This is a genomic window from Bacillus sp. WMMC1349 (genome assembly GCF_013155385.1).
Classification (GTDB): Bacteria; Bacillota; Bacilli; order Bacillales; family Bacillaceae; genus Bacillus.
Genome location: NZ_JABJUQ010000007.1, coordinates 1426873 through 1442806 on the forward strand (window position 1 = coordinate 1426873; position 15934 = coordinate 1442806).

Genomic DNA, 15934 nt, shown 5'->3' on the forward strand with positions numbered 1-15934 from the left:
ATTTAGCATGTTAGAGTTTGAAACAAATATAGATGGCTTAGCATCGATTAAGGTAATAGGAGTAGGTGGCGGTGGAAACAATGCTGTCAATCGAATGATTGAAAATGGAGTTCAGGGTGTCGAGTTTATTGCCGTTAACACAGATGCTCAGGCTCTTAATCTTTCAAAAGCAGAAACGAAGATGCAAATTGGTGCAAAGTTGACGCGCGGACTTGGTGCAGGGGCCAATCCAGAAGTCGGCAAAAAAGCGGCTGAGGAAAGCAAGGAACAAATTGAAGAAGCACTAAGAGGCGCTGACATGGTATTTGTTACGGCAGGAATGGGTGGAGGAACTGGTACGGGGGCTGCACCTGTTATTGCTCAAATTGCCAAAGACTTAGGAGCATTAACAGTCGGTGTTGTCACAAGACCATTTACCTTTGAAGGCAGAAAAAGACAGCTTCAAGCAGCCGGTGGAATTTCAGCGATGAAGGATTCTGTTGATACTTTAATCGTGATTCCAAATGATCGTCTTCTTGAAATCGTTGATAAAAACACCCCAATGCTTGAAGCATTCCGTGAAGCGGATAATGTTCTCCGTCAAGGTGTTCAAGGAATTTCAGATCTAATTGCTACACCTGGTCTGATTAACCTTGATTTTGCTGATGTGAAAACAATTATGTCAAATAAAGGATCTGCATTAATGGGAATCGGTGTTGCAACAGGTGAAAACCGTGCAGCTGAAGCAGCTAAAAAAGCTGTCTCAAGTCCGCTACTTGAAACGGCGATCGATGGTGCCCAAGGTGTTCTTATGAACATTACAGGCGGTACAAATTTAAGCTTGTATGAAGTTCAGGAAGCGGCTGATATTGTCGCTGCTGCATCAGATCAAGATGTCAACATGATCTTCGGTTCTGTTATTAATGAAAGTTTAAAAGACGAAATTGTTGTGACAGTCATTGCAACTGGTTTTATTGAACAGGATCAAGATCCGACAAAACCGCAAAGACCTTTAAATCAAGGCTTAAAACAGCATCAGCACGTTCAGCAAAAACGTGAGCCGAAGCGAGAAGAACAGCCAAATATGTCTCAGCGCAATTTATCACAACCTGCTGAAGATACACTTGATATTCCAACTTTCTTAAGAAACCGTAATAAACGCTAATCAAGTCACAGAGAGCTGCCGTTAACAAAGACGGCAGCTCTTTTTTAAATGATGTGGAAAGGAGCTGTTTAAAAAGTCCTTTATCAACATAAACCAGCAAGCAAATTCCCTAATTTTTATTCATCGATACTACTTCACGACACCCCCGATGATTTCATCTACCTTAACTCCTAAAATTTATTTAATGAAAATTTACAAATAACGACAAAAAAATAAACTTTTTTTTACTATATTTAATATAACACCATGGTTTGACAGGAAAAACAATAACAAGGAGGTGACGAAAAAACACTAGCTTTTCTCAATTGAAAAAGGGGGACTTTCTTTGAAACGAATGCTGAAAACGAAAGCACTATGCTCCATTTTAAGCGGACTTCTCATTGGATTGTTAATGATGCCTGTTGCATCTGTTGGAGAGTCGACACCGCTATTGTCTTCTAGCAAAGATCAGGTGAAACACCACATTTCAAGCAAAGCAAAAATCTCGAAATCACTTGTGAAACGATTCAAAAAAGCAGATAAAGTCACTTTTTTGATTAAATTAAAAGATCAGATTAATCCTCAAAAAGTTGCAAAACAAGCAGAAAAGAAAGCAAAAAAGCAATCTTTAAGCCCAGCTAAATTAGAATATCAAAAGCACTCGGCAGTGGTTTCTTCTTTAAGAATCCAAGCGGATAACACACAAAGCAATCTAAAAAACTATCTTAAAAAACAAGCGAAAAAGGGAAATGCTAATCAAATTCGCTCATTTTATATTGTCAACGGTATGGCGGTCCATGCGACAAAAGAAGTGATGGAACAAGTAGCTACCTTTCCTGAAGTAGAAAAGGTGTTACCAAATGAAACAAGACAACTTATCAAATCCTCCAAAAAATTGAACAAACAAAAATCAGTCCCGGCTCAAGAAGGGATTGAATGGAACATCTCCAAAATTAACGCACCAGAAGCATGGAAAATAGGGTATGACGGTGCTGGTACAGTTGTAGCCACAATTGACACTGGTGTGCAGTGGGATCATCCTGCACTCAAAGAAAAATATCGCGGATATAATCCTAAGCATCCTGATCAATCAAATCATGAGTTCAACTGGTTTGATGCGACTGCTGGACAACCTGAACCATATGATGACCTTGAACATGGAACACATGTGACAGGTACAATGGTCGGATCAGAGCCTAATAAGAAAAATCAAATTGGAGTTGCACCGGGCGCAAAATGGATTGCGGTCAAAGCTTTTACAAATGACGGAGCTACAGATGTTGACTTACTGGAAGCAGGTGAATGGATCTTAGCGCCTAAAGACAAAGAAGGAAATCCTCATCCAGAAATGGCGCCGGATGTTGTCAATAATTCTTGGACAGGCAAAGCCGGTCTTGATGAATGGTATCGTGATATGGTGAAGGCTTGGCGGGCTGCTGGTATTTTTCCTGAATTTTCAGCAGGGAATGTTGATGAAACAACCCCGGGTGGTCCAGCTTCAATTGCAATTCCAGCAAATTATCCTGAAAGCTTTGCAACAGGTGCGACAGATACTAACAATCATTTGGCTGATTTTTCTTTACTTGGTCCATCACCATATGATGAAGTAAAACCCGAGATTACCGCACCTGGTGTTAATATTCGCTCTTCTGTCCCAGGAGGTGGATATCAAGATGGGTGGAATGGTACATCAATGGCGGGACCGCATGTTGCCGGAGTAGCCGCCCTGCTTAAACAAGCAAATTCATCGCTTTCAGTTGATGAAATCGAAAAAATACTAATAAATACAGCAACACCTCTTACTGATCACAAATTTAGTGATATACCTAACAACGGGTTTGGACATGGACTTGTTAATGCATTTGATGCCGTATCATCTGTCACAAAAGGACTGGGGACAGTAGAAGGCAAAGTTGGAAAAGAAGGTGAAGATCGTCAAGCGCCGACGTTAACCCATGAAGGGGTGAAAGAAGTATTTTCTGGTGCCGATCTACCGCTTGTCGCTGAAGTTGAAGATGATATTAGCATTTCATCAGTCAAATTGAGCTATAAAACAGATTCTTCCGATTGGCAAACAATAGCTGCCAAACAAACAGAGGGAGACTACAAAAAAGGAACATTTGAAGCGACCATTCCTTCTGTTAAAGGAAAAGCACTTTCCTATAAATGGATTGTTACAGATTATGGTGGAAATCAAATAGAATCAAAAGTTTATGAACTCTCAGTGTCTCCGGCAATTACAACAGGTTATAAAACAGATTTTGAAACACCTGTTAAAGGATGGATCAGCTCAGGAGTGAAAAATTCATGGGAACAGGGTGTTCCACAATCAGGGCCGAAATCAGCCGCATCTGGAAAACAAGTATATGGGACAAATCTGACTGGACCATATGATGATGGAGCAAATATGAACTTGATCATGCCTCCTATAAAAGTGCCTGAGAAAGAAAAACTCTTTCTACAATTTAAATATTGGCATCAAATAGAGGCGGACTTTGACTACGGATTCGTTTATATCCAACCTGAAGATAAAGAAGAGTGGGTAAAAGCCGCTGAGTACAATGGTTTGACTTCAAAATGGATGGACGAAAAAATTGATTTGTCAGCCTATCAAGGTCAAAAAATTAAGGTCATGTTTAACCTTCAGTCTGATGACAGTCTTCCAGAAGACGGTTTTTATATTGATGATGTCGAGCTTGTCAAAGATTCAAAAATGACTGGAAAGAAAAACCGGCTTGGTGTAGAAAAACGTTCAGTAAAAAGGAAACATTCACCAAAAAAACAAACGATTGATCCGAAAAAAACAAAACCAGCAAAGATGATACAGCAAAAAGTTCAAACAGAAAAAGCATTACCAACAATGCTCCCATTGAAAGCTAAAGTCAGCGTTCTTGAAACTGGAAAATCAACTTATTCAAGTGCGGCAACTGGAAAATATAACCTCTCTCATTTGGCTGGTACTTATACAATGCAAGCCGAAACATACGGGTATGAATCTGAGAAGCAAACTGTCAAAATTGAGGCTGATCAAACAACGAACATTCATTTTGTAATGAAAGAACTTGAGAAAGGGACACTGTCAGGAATCGTTAAAAATAAAAAAACAGGTGAACCTATAGAAAATGCTAAACTATATCTGATTGAAGATGCCGCCGTAAAACCAGTGGCGACTGATAAACATGGACGATATTCATTGACTGCCTATCAAAACTCATATACAGTCAAAGTCATCGCAAAAGGCTATTACAGCAGTGAATTTACAGTTAATTTAAAAGGCGATATGACCAAGAATGTTGAGCTTGAACCATTTATCGGCTATCCTGGAGAAATTGGTTATGATGATGGAACAAGTGAAAATGGTTGGGTTTTTGATCAAACAGGCAACGCATCCGCTGTAAAAATGTCTTTAGATAAAGGTAAGGAAAAAGCGATGTTAAAAGGTGGTTTATTTAAATTCTGGGATGAAGTATTTCCAAATCCGGGCGGAACGAAATTTGCAGTTGAGGTTTATGATGCCTCAGGAGAAAAAGGGGCTCCGGGCAAAAAAATTGCTGGCCCGTTTACTGGGGAAGCGATTCGCGATGGTTCAGTATGGACCAACATTGATTTGAGTGATAAAGGAATCATGGTTGGAAAAGATTTTTACCTTGTCTGTGTTCAAACACAAGATGCAGATCATTCTCCAGCTCTTGGTGCAGATGAAGATGGCGTTTATTCTGGTCGAAGCTGGGAATATACTAATGGATCTTGGTCAAAAGTATCATCAGAACAAGGGAATATGATGATTCGTGCTTTAGTTGATTATGAGGTTGCTGTACCGGTTATTACATCACCAAAAGACGGGTTGATCACAAACAAGAAGAAAACGATGATCAAAGGGACATCATCACCAACAACAACCGTACATCTATTTAATGGCAACAAAGAAATTGGTAGAACAGAAACTGACAAAGACGGTAAATTTACAAAAGAGATTCAATTAAATAAAGAAGAAAACATCATCACTGCTAAGGCATCTGTCGCTTCGGGAACAACCGATGCTTCAGCTCCTGTTCGGATTGTACTTGATCAAACAAAACCAAAGCTTACCATCACTTCACCACATCACGGAGCAAAATTCAATAAAGAGGCAGTGACAGTAAGAGGTACTGTCTCGGATAAACATTTAAAATCGGTTAAAGTAAACGGCAAAAAAGCAACCGTTAAAAATGGTAAATATTCAGTTCGGATTCTGCTTGATCATGGTAAAAATGATATTGGTGTTACAGCGGCTGATGCTGCAGGTAATCAAACAACTAAAAAAGTGATGCTTGATGTTAACTTTAAAACACCACAAATTAAACATTTAAAACCGACTAAAAATAAAAGATTAAAAACAGGTGAAACTGTCAAAATAGAGTTTGAAAGTGATCCGCATTTAGATGCTGTTTTTGTCATTAGAATGCCGCTGACAAACTTTAATATCACCTCGAAGAACGTGACTGAACTGCCAATGAGAGAGGTTTCTAAAGGCAAGTATGAAGGATACTGGACTGCCACTAAAGGCTCAAAAGCAAAAGGTGCGCAAATTGAAGTCATTGTCCGCGACAACTATGGTAATATCGCAAGAAAAACGGCAAAAGGAAAATTGTATATTCATTAAACAGAAAACGCTGTCTGAATTCAGGCAGCGTTTTTTTAAATCGACAAATTCAGTATGAATTTCCTAAAAAATGTACCTCTTGTGCAACACTAACTGACAGACTTTACCTTTGGGCTTGATTTATACTTATGAAAAACAGTCTACAGGTGCGAGATCATGAGAGGGGACGGATGTGGAAATATATTTAGATGTCATTTGGTTATTAAACTTTTGTTTTGATTTGCTTCTACTAATGATGACCGCCTTTATTTTGAAACGAAGGGTAAAAAAGTCGAGATTTATCCTGGGGGCGTTTGTCGCATCGAGCATCATTTTGTTCATGTTTACCCCTTTCTCACCATATGTCCTTCATCCAGTGGGTAAGCTTTCTTTTTCTGTTTTAATTGTGATTGTAACATTTGGCTTTAAACGGTTCCGTTTTTTTCTGCAAAACTTATTTGCTTTCTATTTCGCTACCTTTCTTATCGGAGGAGGGATCATTGGAGCACATTCATTGCTTGAAACAAACTCAATCATGAACAACGGTGTCATCATGACAAGTTGGTCCGGTTTTGGTGATCCTGTCAGTTGGTTGTTTGTCGCTGTTGGATTCCCCGCAATATGGCTGTTTTCAAAAAAGCGTTTTGAGGATGTTGAGATGAAAAAACTTCAATATGAAGAACGGGTGCGTCTGCAAGTGGAGTTTGCTGACCAAACACTATTTTTCACGGGACTGATTGATTCAGGAAACCAGCTTTATGATCCGATTACAAAAACACCTGTGATGATTGTCAATATTGAAAAGTTAAACAATATTCTTGGGGAAGAGGGGATTTCCGTTATCAAGGAAAACAGTCCTCTTGATGCAATTGAACAGCTTGATCATATCAAGCGGGTTCGGTTAATTCCGTATCGGGGGGTCGGTCATCAACACCAATTTTTAATCTGCTTAAAACCGGATCATGTGCAGATTTTTACGAAAAAGGAGGCGCTTGAATCGCCTAGTTGTTTGGTTGGTATTAGTCCATCACCGTTATCTGTTGATGGTGAGTTTGATGCGATTGTTCATCCAAAGATGGTGTCAGCGGGAACTGTTGTTCAACACGTGTCATAAAATACTTTCAGTTTAATAGGGGGAGGAAGATGAAAAAACTAAAACTAAGATTTACCTATCTCTGGTACAAACTATTGACAAAACTAGGCTTGAAAAGTGATGAGATTTACTATATTGGAGGAAGTGAGGCACTACCGCCTCCATTATCCAAAGATGAAGAACAGGTACTTCTTCACAAACTTCCAAATGGGGATCAGGCTGCACGAGCTATTTTAATTGAAAGAAATTTAAGGCTTGTTGTGTATATCGCGAGAAAGTTTGAGAATACAGGCATCAATATCGAAGATTTAATCAGCATTGGGACGATCGGTCTGATTAAGGCAGTCAACACATTTAATCCTGAGAAAAAAATCAAACTCGCTACATATGCATCTAGATGTATTGAAAATGAAATTTTGATGTATTTAAGACGTAACAATAAAATCCGCTCAGAAGTATCTTTTGATGAGCCGCTTAATATTGATTGGGATGGAAATGAGCTTCTCCTATCAGATGTACTTGGAACAGAAAATGACATTATTACAAAAGATATAGAAGCAAGTGTTGATAAAAAACTATTAAAAAAAGCACTTGAACAGCTGAATGCTAGAGAAAAACAAATCATGGAACTCCGATTCGGGCTCGTAGGAGAAGAAGAAAAAACGCAAAAAGACGTTGCGGATATGCTCGGGATTTCTCAATCATACATATCCCGGCTTGAAAAAAGAATTATCAAAAGGCTGAGAAAAGAATTCAATAAAATGGTGTAATTTTTTTAGCGAAATTGAAGCGTTGCTAGCCTAGGGTTTTAGCATCTGCTTTCTTATTTTTGGAAATCGGCAATGCATATTTTTCCTACCCAAGGAGATACTGTTCCTTGTACAGCAGCTCCTGTAGGGAGGGAAAAAGATGTCGAGAAATAAAGTGGAAATCTGCGGAGTTGATACATCAAAGTTACCCGTACTCAAGAATGAAGAGATGAGAAAGTTATTCAAGCAAATGCAGGATGAAGGAGACCGCTCAGCAAGAGAAAAGCTTGTTAACGGCAATTTACGCCTTGTCTTAAGTGTCATTCAAAGATTTAACAACAGAGGAGAATATGTTGATGACTTATTCCAAGTTGGCTGTATCGGACTAATGAAATCAATTGATAATTTTGACCTGAGCCACAATGTTAAGTTTTCAACATATGCTGTACCAATGATCATCGGAGAAATTCGTCGATACTTGCGAGATAATAATCCCATCCGGGTATCGCGGTCATTGCGAGATACTGCGTACAAAGCGTTGCAAGTAAGAGAGCGTCTTATTAGTGAGACAAGCAGGGAGCCGACAGCAGAAGAAATTGCCAAAGTCCTTGAAGTGTCCCATGAAGAAATTGTCTTTGCTCTTGATGCCATCCAAGATCCTGTATCATTGTTTGAACCTATTTACAACGACGGAGGAGACCCAATCTATGTCATGGACCAAATCAGCGATGAGCGCAACAAAGATTCACAATGGATAGAAGAACTTGCTTTAAAAGAAGGAATGAGACGATTAAACGAACGGGAAAAGATGATTCTACGCAAACGTTTCTTCCAAGGAAAGACACAAATGGAAGTGGCTGATGAAATTGGTATTTCCCAAGCGCAAGTATCACGTCTAGAAAAAGCCGCTATTAAACAAATGAATAAGAATATCCATTAAAACCGCAGATCAACTGCGGTTTTAATTATGGCCAAATCCATCATATCTCTACATATTATAACCCTGCAAAGACTCGCTAGAAAAACAGTCTAAATAAGGGACTGCCATTCATATAATCATACAAGGATAAGAAACATAGGGGGCTAACTAAATATGATGACCATTTCCACTTTTCAGTTGAAAGATGTTGTGAATGTATCAAATGGAAAAAAACTCGGCTCTATCGGTGATATTGACATCAATGTCACATCAGGAAAAATTCAGGCAGTTGTCATCGGGGGAACAGGAAAAGTTTTCGGATTTTTTGGAAAAGAAGAGGAAATTGTTATTCCGTGGCGAAATATAGTTAAAATTGGTGAAGATGTCATTTTAGTACGTTTGAATTGAAAAATAAAACCAATCATCGCAATGTTAAGCCTCAATATTCCGCCTTAAATATGACTAAACGTCATATATTAACAAAAATTATTTCAAAAAATACATTTCGTTTAGTTTTTTGAGACGAAACTAAACGAAACCAAGAAGATGTGTTAAAATAGGAGCGATATCATGAAAAAAATTGTGTCGAAAGGTTGATCAGCATGAGTACATATAAACCCTTTCGTCTTCAGGCTCCGTCTATGCTTGTTATTGAGGATTGGAAGGAAATCGGAAGAGCGGACGGAGAACTTATTGCCGGATTTACTACAAAAAACGGCGGTGAAAGCGAACCGCCTTTTCAATCATTAAATACAGGGCTGCACGTACTCGATCATCAGCAGCATGTCACAAATAACAGACAAAAGATTGCGGGCATTCTTCAAACCGATTTAAATGATTGGGTTTTTGCCGATCAAACTCATGAAAACCACATTCATAAAGTGATTTCAGAGGATCGCGGGAAAGGTGCTTTCCGATATGAAACAGCGTTACAAGCGACAGATGGGCTTTATACGAGTGAAAAGAATCTTTTTTTGGCCCTCTGTTTTGCGGATTGTGTTCCTGTTTATTTTTACGACTCTGTTCGCTCGTTAATAGGGATTGCACATGCCGGATGGAAAGGAACAACCATGGAGATTGTCAGCAAAATGGTTGAAACATGGGTCAGCAGGGAAGGCTCAAACCCTCAGGATATTCATGTTATCATCGGCCCTGCAATCGGTGAATGTTGTTATACAGTTGACGATCATGTCATATCAAAACTAAGAAATCTTCCGTTTCTGCATGAAAAAAAAGCTTTTTTGCCGATAAAAGAAGGGAAGTACCGTTTAAACCTGAAAGAGGTGAATCGACAGCTTCTTTTACATACGGGAATCCCGAATGGGCAGATTCAAGTGAGTTCATTATGTACGAGCTGTGAACATACTTTGTTTTTCTCCCACCGCAGAGACCAGGGGAAAACGGGACGAATGATGTCTTTCATCGGACTAAAGGAGGTTTAGCTACAGGTGGATGTGAAAACTAATTTACAATATATACATGACAGAATAACCGAAGCCTGTAAAAAAACGGACAGAACTGCTAAGGATGTATCTGTCATCGCTGTGACAAAGTATGTCTCACCTGAAAGAGCGCGGGAAGCGCTCGATGCTGGGATCAAGCATTTAGGAGAAAATCGGGAGACAGGATTGCTTCACAAGTTGGAGATATTAAAAGATAAACAACCTGTGTGGCATTTTATCGGTACACTGCAAACAAGAAAGGTAAAAACGATCATTGATCATGTTTCATATATCCATTCTTTAGACAGACTCTCATTAGCTGATGAAATACAAAAAAGAGCCAAAAAACCGGTCAGCTGTTTTGTACAGGTCAATACATCTTTAGAAACTTCAAAACACGGTATGACAAAAGAAGAAGTTCTTCCTTTTGTTAAAGCACTGACTGCTCATGAAAATATTCGAATCATTGGATTAATGACCATGGCTCCTTTTACAGATAACGAGACAGAGCTTAGAAATTGTTTTCGTTTATTAAGGGAGCTGCGTGATGATGTTCAACAACTGGAACAATGGAATGCTCCATGTCGTGAATTGTCAATGGGGATGTCAAATGACTTTACAATCGCGGTTGAGGAAGGTGCGACATTTATCAGAATCGGATCTTCCCTAGTCGGTAATGAAATTGGAGGTGGACAAAGATGAGTATTAAAAATAAGTTTAAAAACTTTTTTTCCTTAGAAGATGAGGAATATGAATACGAATATATTGAAACAGACAGGGAAGACATTCCTGAAGAGCACGAATATAAAGACAACACCGCCCACCAGTCAAAAGCTTCCGGGAAGCAGAATGTCGTCAGTTTGCAAAGTGTGCAAAAATCTTCTAAAGTAGTATTATGTGAGCCTCGGGTGTATGCGGAAGCTCAAGAGATTGCTGATCACCTGAAAAATCGTCGCGCTGTTGTCGTCAATTTGCAGCGAATTCAGCATGACCAGGCGAAAAGGATCGTTGATTTCTTAAGCGGTACGGTTTATGCCATCGGCGGAGATATTCAGCGGATCGGCGCTGATATCTTTTTATGCACACCTGATAATGTTGATGTCTCAGGCACGATATCCGAGCTTATGGAAGAAGAACACCAGAGGTGGTAAATGACAAATGGATCTAATATTTCTAATTTTAAGCAAGCTGTTAAACATTTACTTTTTCGCCCTTATCATTTACATTTTCATGTCTTGGGTCCCAAATGCGAGAGAATCATCGATCGGAAGGTTGCTGGAAGCAGTTTGTGAGCCATATCTGGAACCATTCAGAAAGATTATTCCCCCGCTTGGAATGTTTGATATCTCCCCGGTTGTCGCCATTTTCCTGCTAAGATTTGCAGATCAGGGTTTATGGATGGTGCACAATTTGTTAACTTCGATGTAAAGTAGGAGATAATCTTCGTTGGCGGCGATTTTGAACATTTGTGTGCTTTTCATGATCGCCCCCCAATGATCCTTTACATAGAAAGGACAGATGATGAACGATATTTATCAGCATTTTAGAAAAGATGAAGAGCCCTTTATCGATCAAGCTCTCGAATGGAAACGAGTTGTAACGGAACAATATAGAATAAAACTGACCGATTTTTTGGATCCGCGGGAACAGGTGATACTAACTTCTGTTATCGGTCATTCTGATGAAGTGAAGCTCGGCTTGTTCGGTGGTTTTCAAGAATCTGAAAGAAAGCGGGCCATTCTTTATCCTGAATATGCCGAACCATTGATAAATGACTATCAAATTCAAGCTTTTCAGGTCATTTATCCGCATAAGTTTGCTTCGATCGAACACCGCGAACTTCTTGGTTCTTTAATGGGAATTGGACTCAAACGGAAAAAATTTGGAGATTTTATATTTGCGGGGGATATACGGCAATTCGTTTGTTCTGAAGAAATTGCTGATTATGTTTCTTCCCACCTCACTCATATCGGAAGGATGAAAATCGGACTTGAAAAAATTCCGCTTTCAGAGCTCCATATCGCTGAACAACATGTCGAAATAAGGGAAGACACGGTCTCATCTTTAAGGCTTGATACAGTTTGTTCACAAGTAACTAGACAATCCCGGCAAAAAGCACAGGCTTTAGTGAAAAACGGACTTGTAAAAGTGAACTGGAAGGTTGTCGAAGACACTTCTTACTTACTGCTTGAAGGGGATATGCTGTCTGTTCGAGGATTTGGTCGCTTTAAACTGACAAATATTGACGGAAAAACAAAAAAAGGAAGATGGAGATTGACAATTGCAAAACAAAAATAAATCGTTTTGCCGATTCTTCTTGTTCATTTGTACATAAAAGAAAATAATGGAGGTGGCTGGTATGCCTTTGACCCCAAATGATATTCATAATAAAACATTTACAAAAGCGTTTCGCGGCTATGAAGAAGATGAAGTAAATGAATTTCTCGCTCAAGTCAGGAAGGATTATGAGATTGTTCTTCGTAAAAAAAGTGAGCTTGAAGAGAAAGTAAATGAATTGGACGAGCGTCTTGGTCATTTTTCAACAATTGAAGAAACATTAAATAAGTCGATTCTTATCGCGCAGGAAGCGGCAGAAGATGTAAAACGAAACTCTGAAAAAGAAGCGAAACTGATTGTCCGTGAAGCGGAGAAAAATGCCGATCGAATCATCAATGAAGCTCTCTCCAAGTCAAGAAAGATTGCCATGGAAATTGAAGAGCTAAAGAAACAGTCTAAAGTGTTTAGAACTCGCTTCCAAATGTTGATTGAAGCACAGCTTGATTTGCTGAAAAACGATGATTGGGATCATTTACTTGAGTATGAAGTGGATGCCGTTTTTGATGAAAGAGACTAACATTTCTTTTCAATGTTGACAATCTTACATCTGTTCGCATATAATACGTTCATAAATTGAGATGAAAAACGTTTGAGAGGGACAGACTTTGATTCGCCAAGACAATGAAAGCGACCCGGGGATGGTGTAAGCCCGGGATTGTTGAATTCATGTCGATCAACCCTCAAGTTTTCTTTCTGAAACATGCAGTAGGAGAGAACGTTACATCACGTTACGATGGTTGAGTGGATAAGCATGCTTATAGCTTATCTAAAAGGGTGGTACCGCGAGAGCAAAGCCTTCTCGTCCCTTATGGGATGAGAAGGTTTTTTTATTTTATAAAAAGTTCTGGAGGAATGAAGATGGATTACAAAGATACACTCTTAATGCCGAAAACTGATTTTCCAATGAGAGGTAACCTGCCGAAGCGAGAACCTGAAATTCAGCAGAAATGGGAAGACATGGACATTTACCGTCTTGTTCAGGAACGGACAAAAGGTAGACCGATGTATGTATTGCATGACGGACCGCCATATGCAAATGGGGATATTCATATGGGGCATGCGCTGAACAAAATTTTAAAAGACTTTATTGTCCGTTGGAAATCAATGAACGGCTATCACGCACCATATGTTCCTGGCTGGGATACTCATGGCTTACCAATTGAAACCGCCTTAACGAAAAATAAAAAGGTAAAACGCAAAGAAATGACAGTTGCCGAATTCCGCAAGCTTTGTGAAAAATATGCATGGGAACAAATTGAAGGTCAAAAAGGGCAGTTTAAACGGCTTGGTGTAAGAGGAGACTGGAAAAATCCATATGTTACTTTAAAACCTGAATTTGAAGCGGAACAAATTAAAGTGTTTGGGGAAATGGCGAAAAAAGGCTATATTTACAAAGGTTTAAAACCAGTTTACTGGTCACCTTCTAGTGAGTCCGCTTTAGCCGAAGCGGAAATCGAGTACCATGATAAACGCTCGCCATCTATTTATGTAGCGTTTGATGTTAAAGACGGAAAAGGCGTTTTAACAAATGGCGATAAAATTGTGATTTGGACAACAACACCATGGACGATCCCTGCCAACTTGGGGATTTGTGTTCACCCTGAGCTTGAATATAGCATTGTTGCTGTAGGTAGTTCACGCTATGTGATCGCCAGTGCACTTGTTGAAGCCGTTTCAAAAACAATCGGTTTTGAAAATCCGCAAGTTGCTCAGACTGTCAAAGGGAAAGATTTAGAACATATTTTAGCGGCACATCCGTTATATGATCGAGATTCACTCGTTATGCTTGGAGAACACGTAACAACTGACGCAGGTACAGGCTGTGTACATACAGCTCCTGGTCATGGTGAAGATGATTTTAGAGTCGGTCAACAATACGGACTTGATGTTCTTTGCCCAGTAGATGAAAAAGGAAATATGACTAGTGAAGCACCTGGTTTTGAAGGGCTGTTTTACGATGAGGCCAACAAACCGATTACAGAAAAACTTGAACAAAAAGGCACTCTCCTGAAATTGGAGTTCATTACCCACTCATATCCACATGACTGGAGAACGAAAAAACCAACGATTTTTCGAGCAACTGCCCAGTGGTTTGCATCTATTAAAGACTTTAGAGGAGATTTGCTTAAGGCAGTTACAGAAACAAATTGGGTACCTGAATGGGGAGAAACTCGTCTTCATAACATGATTCGCGACCGCGGTGACTGGTGTATTTCAAGACAGCGCGCTTGGGGTGTGCCAATTCCGGTATTTTATGCGGAAAACGGTGAACCAATCATTACGGATGGAACGATTGAACATGTGTCAAAACTATTTAGAGAACATGGATCAAACATTTGGTTTGAAAAGGAAGCAAACGAATTACTTCCTGAAGGTTTCACACATCATGGAAGTCCGAACGGACACTTTACAAAAGAGCAGGATATTATGGATGTATGGTTTGATTCAGGTTCATCACATCAAGCAGTCTTAGAAGAGCGTGAAGATTTGCAAAGACCGGCAGATTTATATCTTGAAGGATCTGATCAATATCGGGGCTGGTTTAACTCGTCGTTATCAACAGCTGTAGCTGTCACAGGAAAAGCCCCATATAAAAGTGTCTTGAGCCATGGTTTTACACTTGATGCGAACGGGCGTAAAATGAGTAAATCTCTTGGGAATACGATAGATCCGACGAAAGTAGCTCAACAGCTAGGGGCTGAAATTTTACGGTTATGGGTTTCATCAGTCAATTATCAAGCTGATCACCCGGTATCAGATGATATTTTAAAGCAAGTTGCAGAAGTTTATCGTAAAATCCGGAACACGTTCCGTTTCCTTCATGGAAACATTGCTGATTTTAACCCAACAAAAGATGCGGTCGCAATCACAGAACTTCGTGAAGTTGATCAGTATATTTTAATCAAACTGAACAACATCATTGAAAAAGTAAAAAAAGCTTATGATGATTATGATTTCTCAACTGTCTATCATACCATTCATAATTTTTGTGCGATCGAACTCAGCTCATTTTATATGGATTTTGCAAAAGATGTTGTCTATATTGAACATGCTGATCATAAAGATCGCCGCAGCATGCAGACTGTTTTTTACCGTACATTGCTTGCACTCGTTAAGTTAGTTGCACCGATCTTGCCGCATACAGCAGATGAAATGTGGAGCCACTTCACATTTGTTACAGAAAAAAGCGTGCAGCTTAGCGATATGCCAGAAACTGAAGACATTCCAAATGTAAAAGAAACAGAAGAAAAATTTGATCGCTTTATGCAGGTTCGCGATGATGTCTTAAAGGCACTGGAAACGGCTCGAAACGAAAAGATCATCGGAAAATCTTCAGTTGCTAGCTTGACGCTTTATCCAAACGAGCAATCAAAAACATTGCTGTCTTCCATCAAAGAAGATATCAAACAGCTTTTCATTGTTTCTGAAGTGAAAATCGGTGGATCTGACACAGAAGCTCCGGAAGATGCTCAATCATTTGAAACGGGCAAAGTGATCGTTGCTCAGGCTGAAGGAGAGACTTGTGAAAGATGCCGGATGGTTTCTAAAGAAGTCGGCCAAGATTCAGATCACCCTGACTTGTGTCCTCGCTGTGCAGGGATTGTAAAAACATATTATTAAAATGAAAGGGAAAGCGGTTCGGATATCCG

The 15934-nt window shown here is 39.5% G+C and carries 13 protein-coding genes and 1 other annotated feature; all 13 genes read left to right on the forward strand.

Translation table 11 applies throughout. The annotated features are described in order from the left end of the window. Positions 1–7: 7 nt before the first annotated feature. Positions 8–1144, forward strand: a complete 1137-nt coding sequence (ftsZ, locus tag HOO54_RS09625; protein ID WP_172294669.1) for a cell division protein FtsZ — start codon at positions 8–10, stop codon at positions 1142–1144. Positions 1145–1469: 325 nt separating this feature from the next. Next, entirely contained in the window at positions 1470–5765 is a 4296-nt protein-coding gene (locus HOO54_RS09630; RefSeq protein ID WP_172294671.1) for a S8 family peptidase, read from the forward strand. Positions 5766–5937: 172 nt separating this feature from the next. Continuing rightward, positions 5938–6858 carry a sigma-E processing peptidase SpoIIGA gene (gene spoIIGA / locus HOO54_RS09635; RefSeq protein ID WP_172294673.1) on the forward strand — a complete coding sequence of 307 codons (921 nt, stop codon included), beginning with the start codon at positions 5938–5940 and terminating at the stop codon, positions 6856–6858. 29 nt (positions 6859–6887) lie between these two features. Continuing rightward, positions 6888–7607 (forward strand): RNA polymerase sporulation sigma factor SigE, encoded by a 720-nt coding sequence (gene sigE / locus HOO54_RS09640; RefSeq protein ID WP_172294675.1) that lies wholly within the window; start codon positions 6888–6890, stop codon positions 7605–7607. Between the two features lie 139 nt (positions 7608–7746). Further along, complete coding sequence (gene sigG / locus HOO54_RS09645; protein ID WP_172294677.1) at positions 7747–8526, forward strand: RNA polymerase sporulation sigma factor SigG; 780 nt, start codon at positions 7747–7749, stop codon at positions 8524–8526. A 153-nt stretch (positions 8527–8679) separates the two neighbouring features. Then, complete coding sequence (locus HOO54_RS09650) at positions 8680–8913, forward strand: YlmC/YmxH family sporulation protein (RefSeq protein WP_172294679.1); 234 nt, start codon at positions 8680–8682, stop codon at positions 8911–8913. A gap of 194 nt (positions 8914–9107) precedes the next feature. Then, the gene (gene pgeF / locus HOO54_RS09655; RefSeq protein WP_172294681.1) at positions 9108–9947 is read left to right on the forward strand and encodes a peptidoglycan editing factor PgeF; all 840 of its coding nucleotides are present in this window, start codon (positions 9108–9110) and stop codon (positions 9945–9947) included. A 6-nt stretch (positions 9948–9953) separates the two neighbouring features. Further along, a complete protein-coding gene (locus tag HOO54_RS09660) occupies positions 9954–10649 on the forward strand; it encodes a YggS family pyridoxal phosphate-dependent enzyme (protein WP_172294684.1) in 696 nt (231 codons plus the stop codon). Continuing rightward, complete coding sequence (gene sepF / locus HOO54_RS09665) at positions 10646–11098, forward strand: cell division protein SepF (protein WP_172294686.1); 453 nt, start codon at positions 10646–10648, stop codon at positions 11096–11098. Before HOO54_RS09660 ends, sepF begins: the two co-directional genes overlap by 4 nt. 7 nt (positions 11099–11105) lie before the next feature. After that, a complete protein-coding gene (locus tag HOO54_RS09670) occupies positions 11106–11375 on the forward strand; it encodes a YggT family protein (RefSeq protein WP_172294688.1) in 270 nt (89 codons plus the stop codon). A gap of 93 nt (positions 11376–11468) precedes the next feature. Beyond that, positions 11469–12245, forward strand: a complete 777-nt coding sequence (locus HOO54_RS09675; protein WP_172294690.1) for a YlmH family RNA-binding protein — start codon at positions 11469–11471, stop codon at positions 12243–12245. A 61-nt stretch (positions 12246–12306) separates the two neighbouring features. Beyond that, on the forward strand, positions 12307–12801 hold the full coding sequence (locus HOO54_RS09680) for a DivIVA domain-containing protein (protein WP_172294692.1): 495 nt from the start codon (positions 12307–12309) through the stop codon (positions 12799–12801). A gap of 62 nt (positions 12802–12863) precedes the next feature. Then, positions 12864–13094, forward strand: a binding site (T-box leader). Positions 13095–13142: 48 nt separating this feature from the next. Further along, positions 13143–15905, forward strand: a complete 2763-nt coding sequence (ileS, locus tag HOO54_RS09685) for an isoleucine--tRNA ligase (RefSeq protein WP_172294694.1) — start codon at positions 13143–13145, stop codon at positions 15903–15905. Positions 15906–15934: the final 29 nt, after the last annotated feature.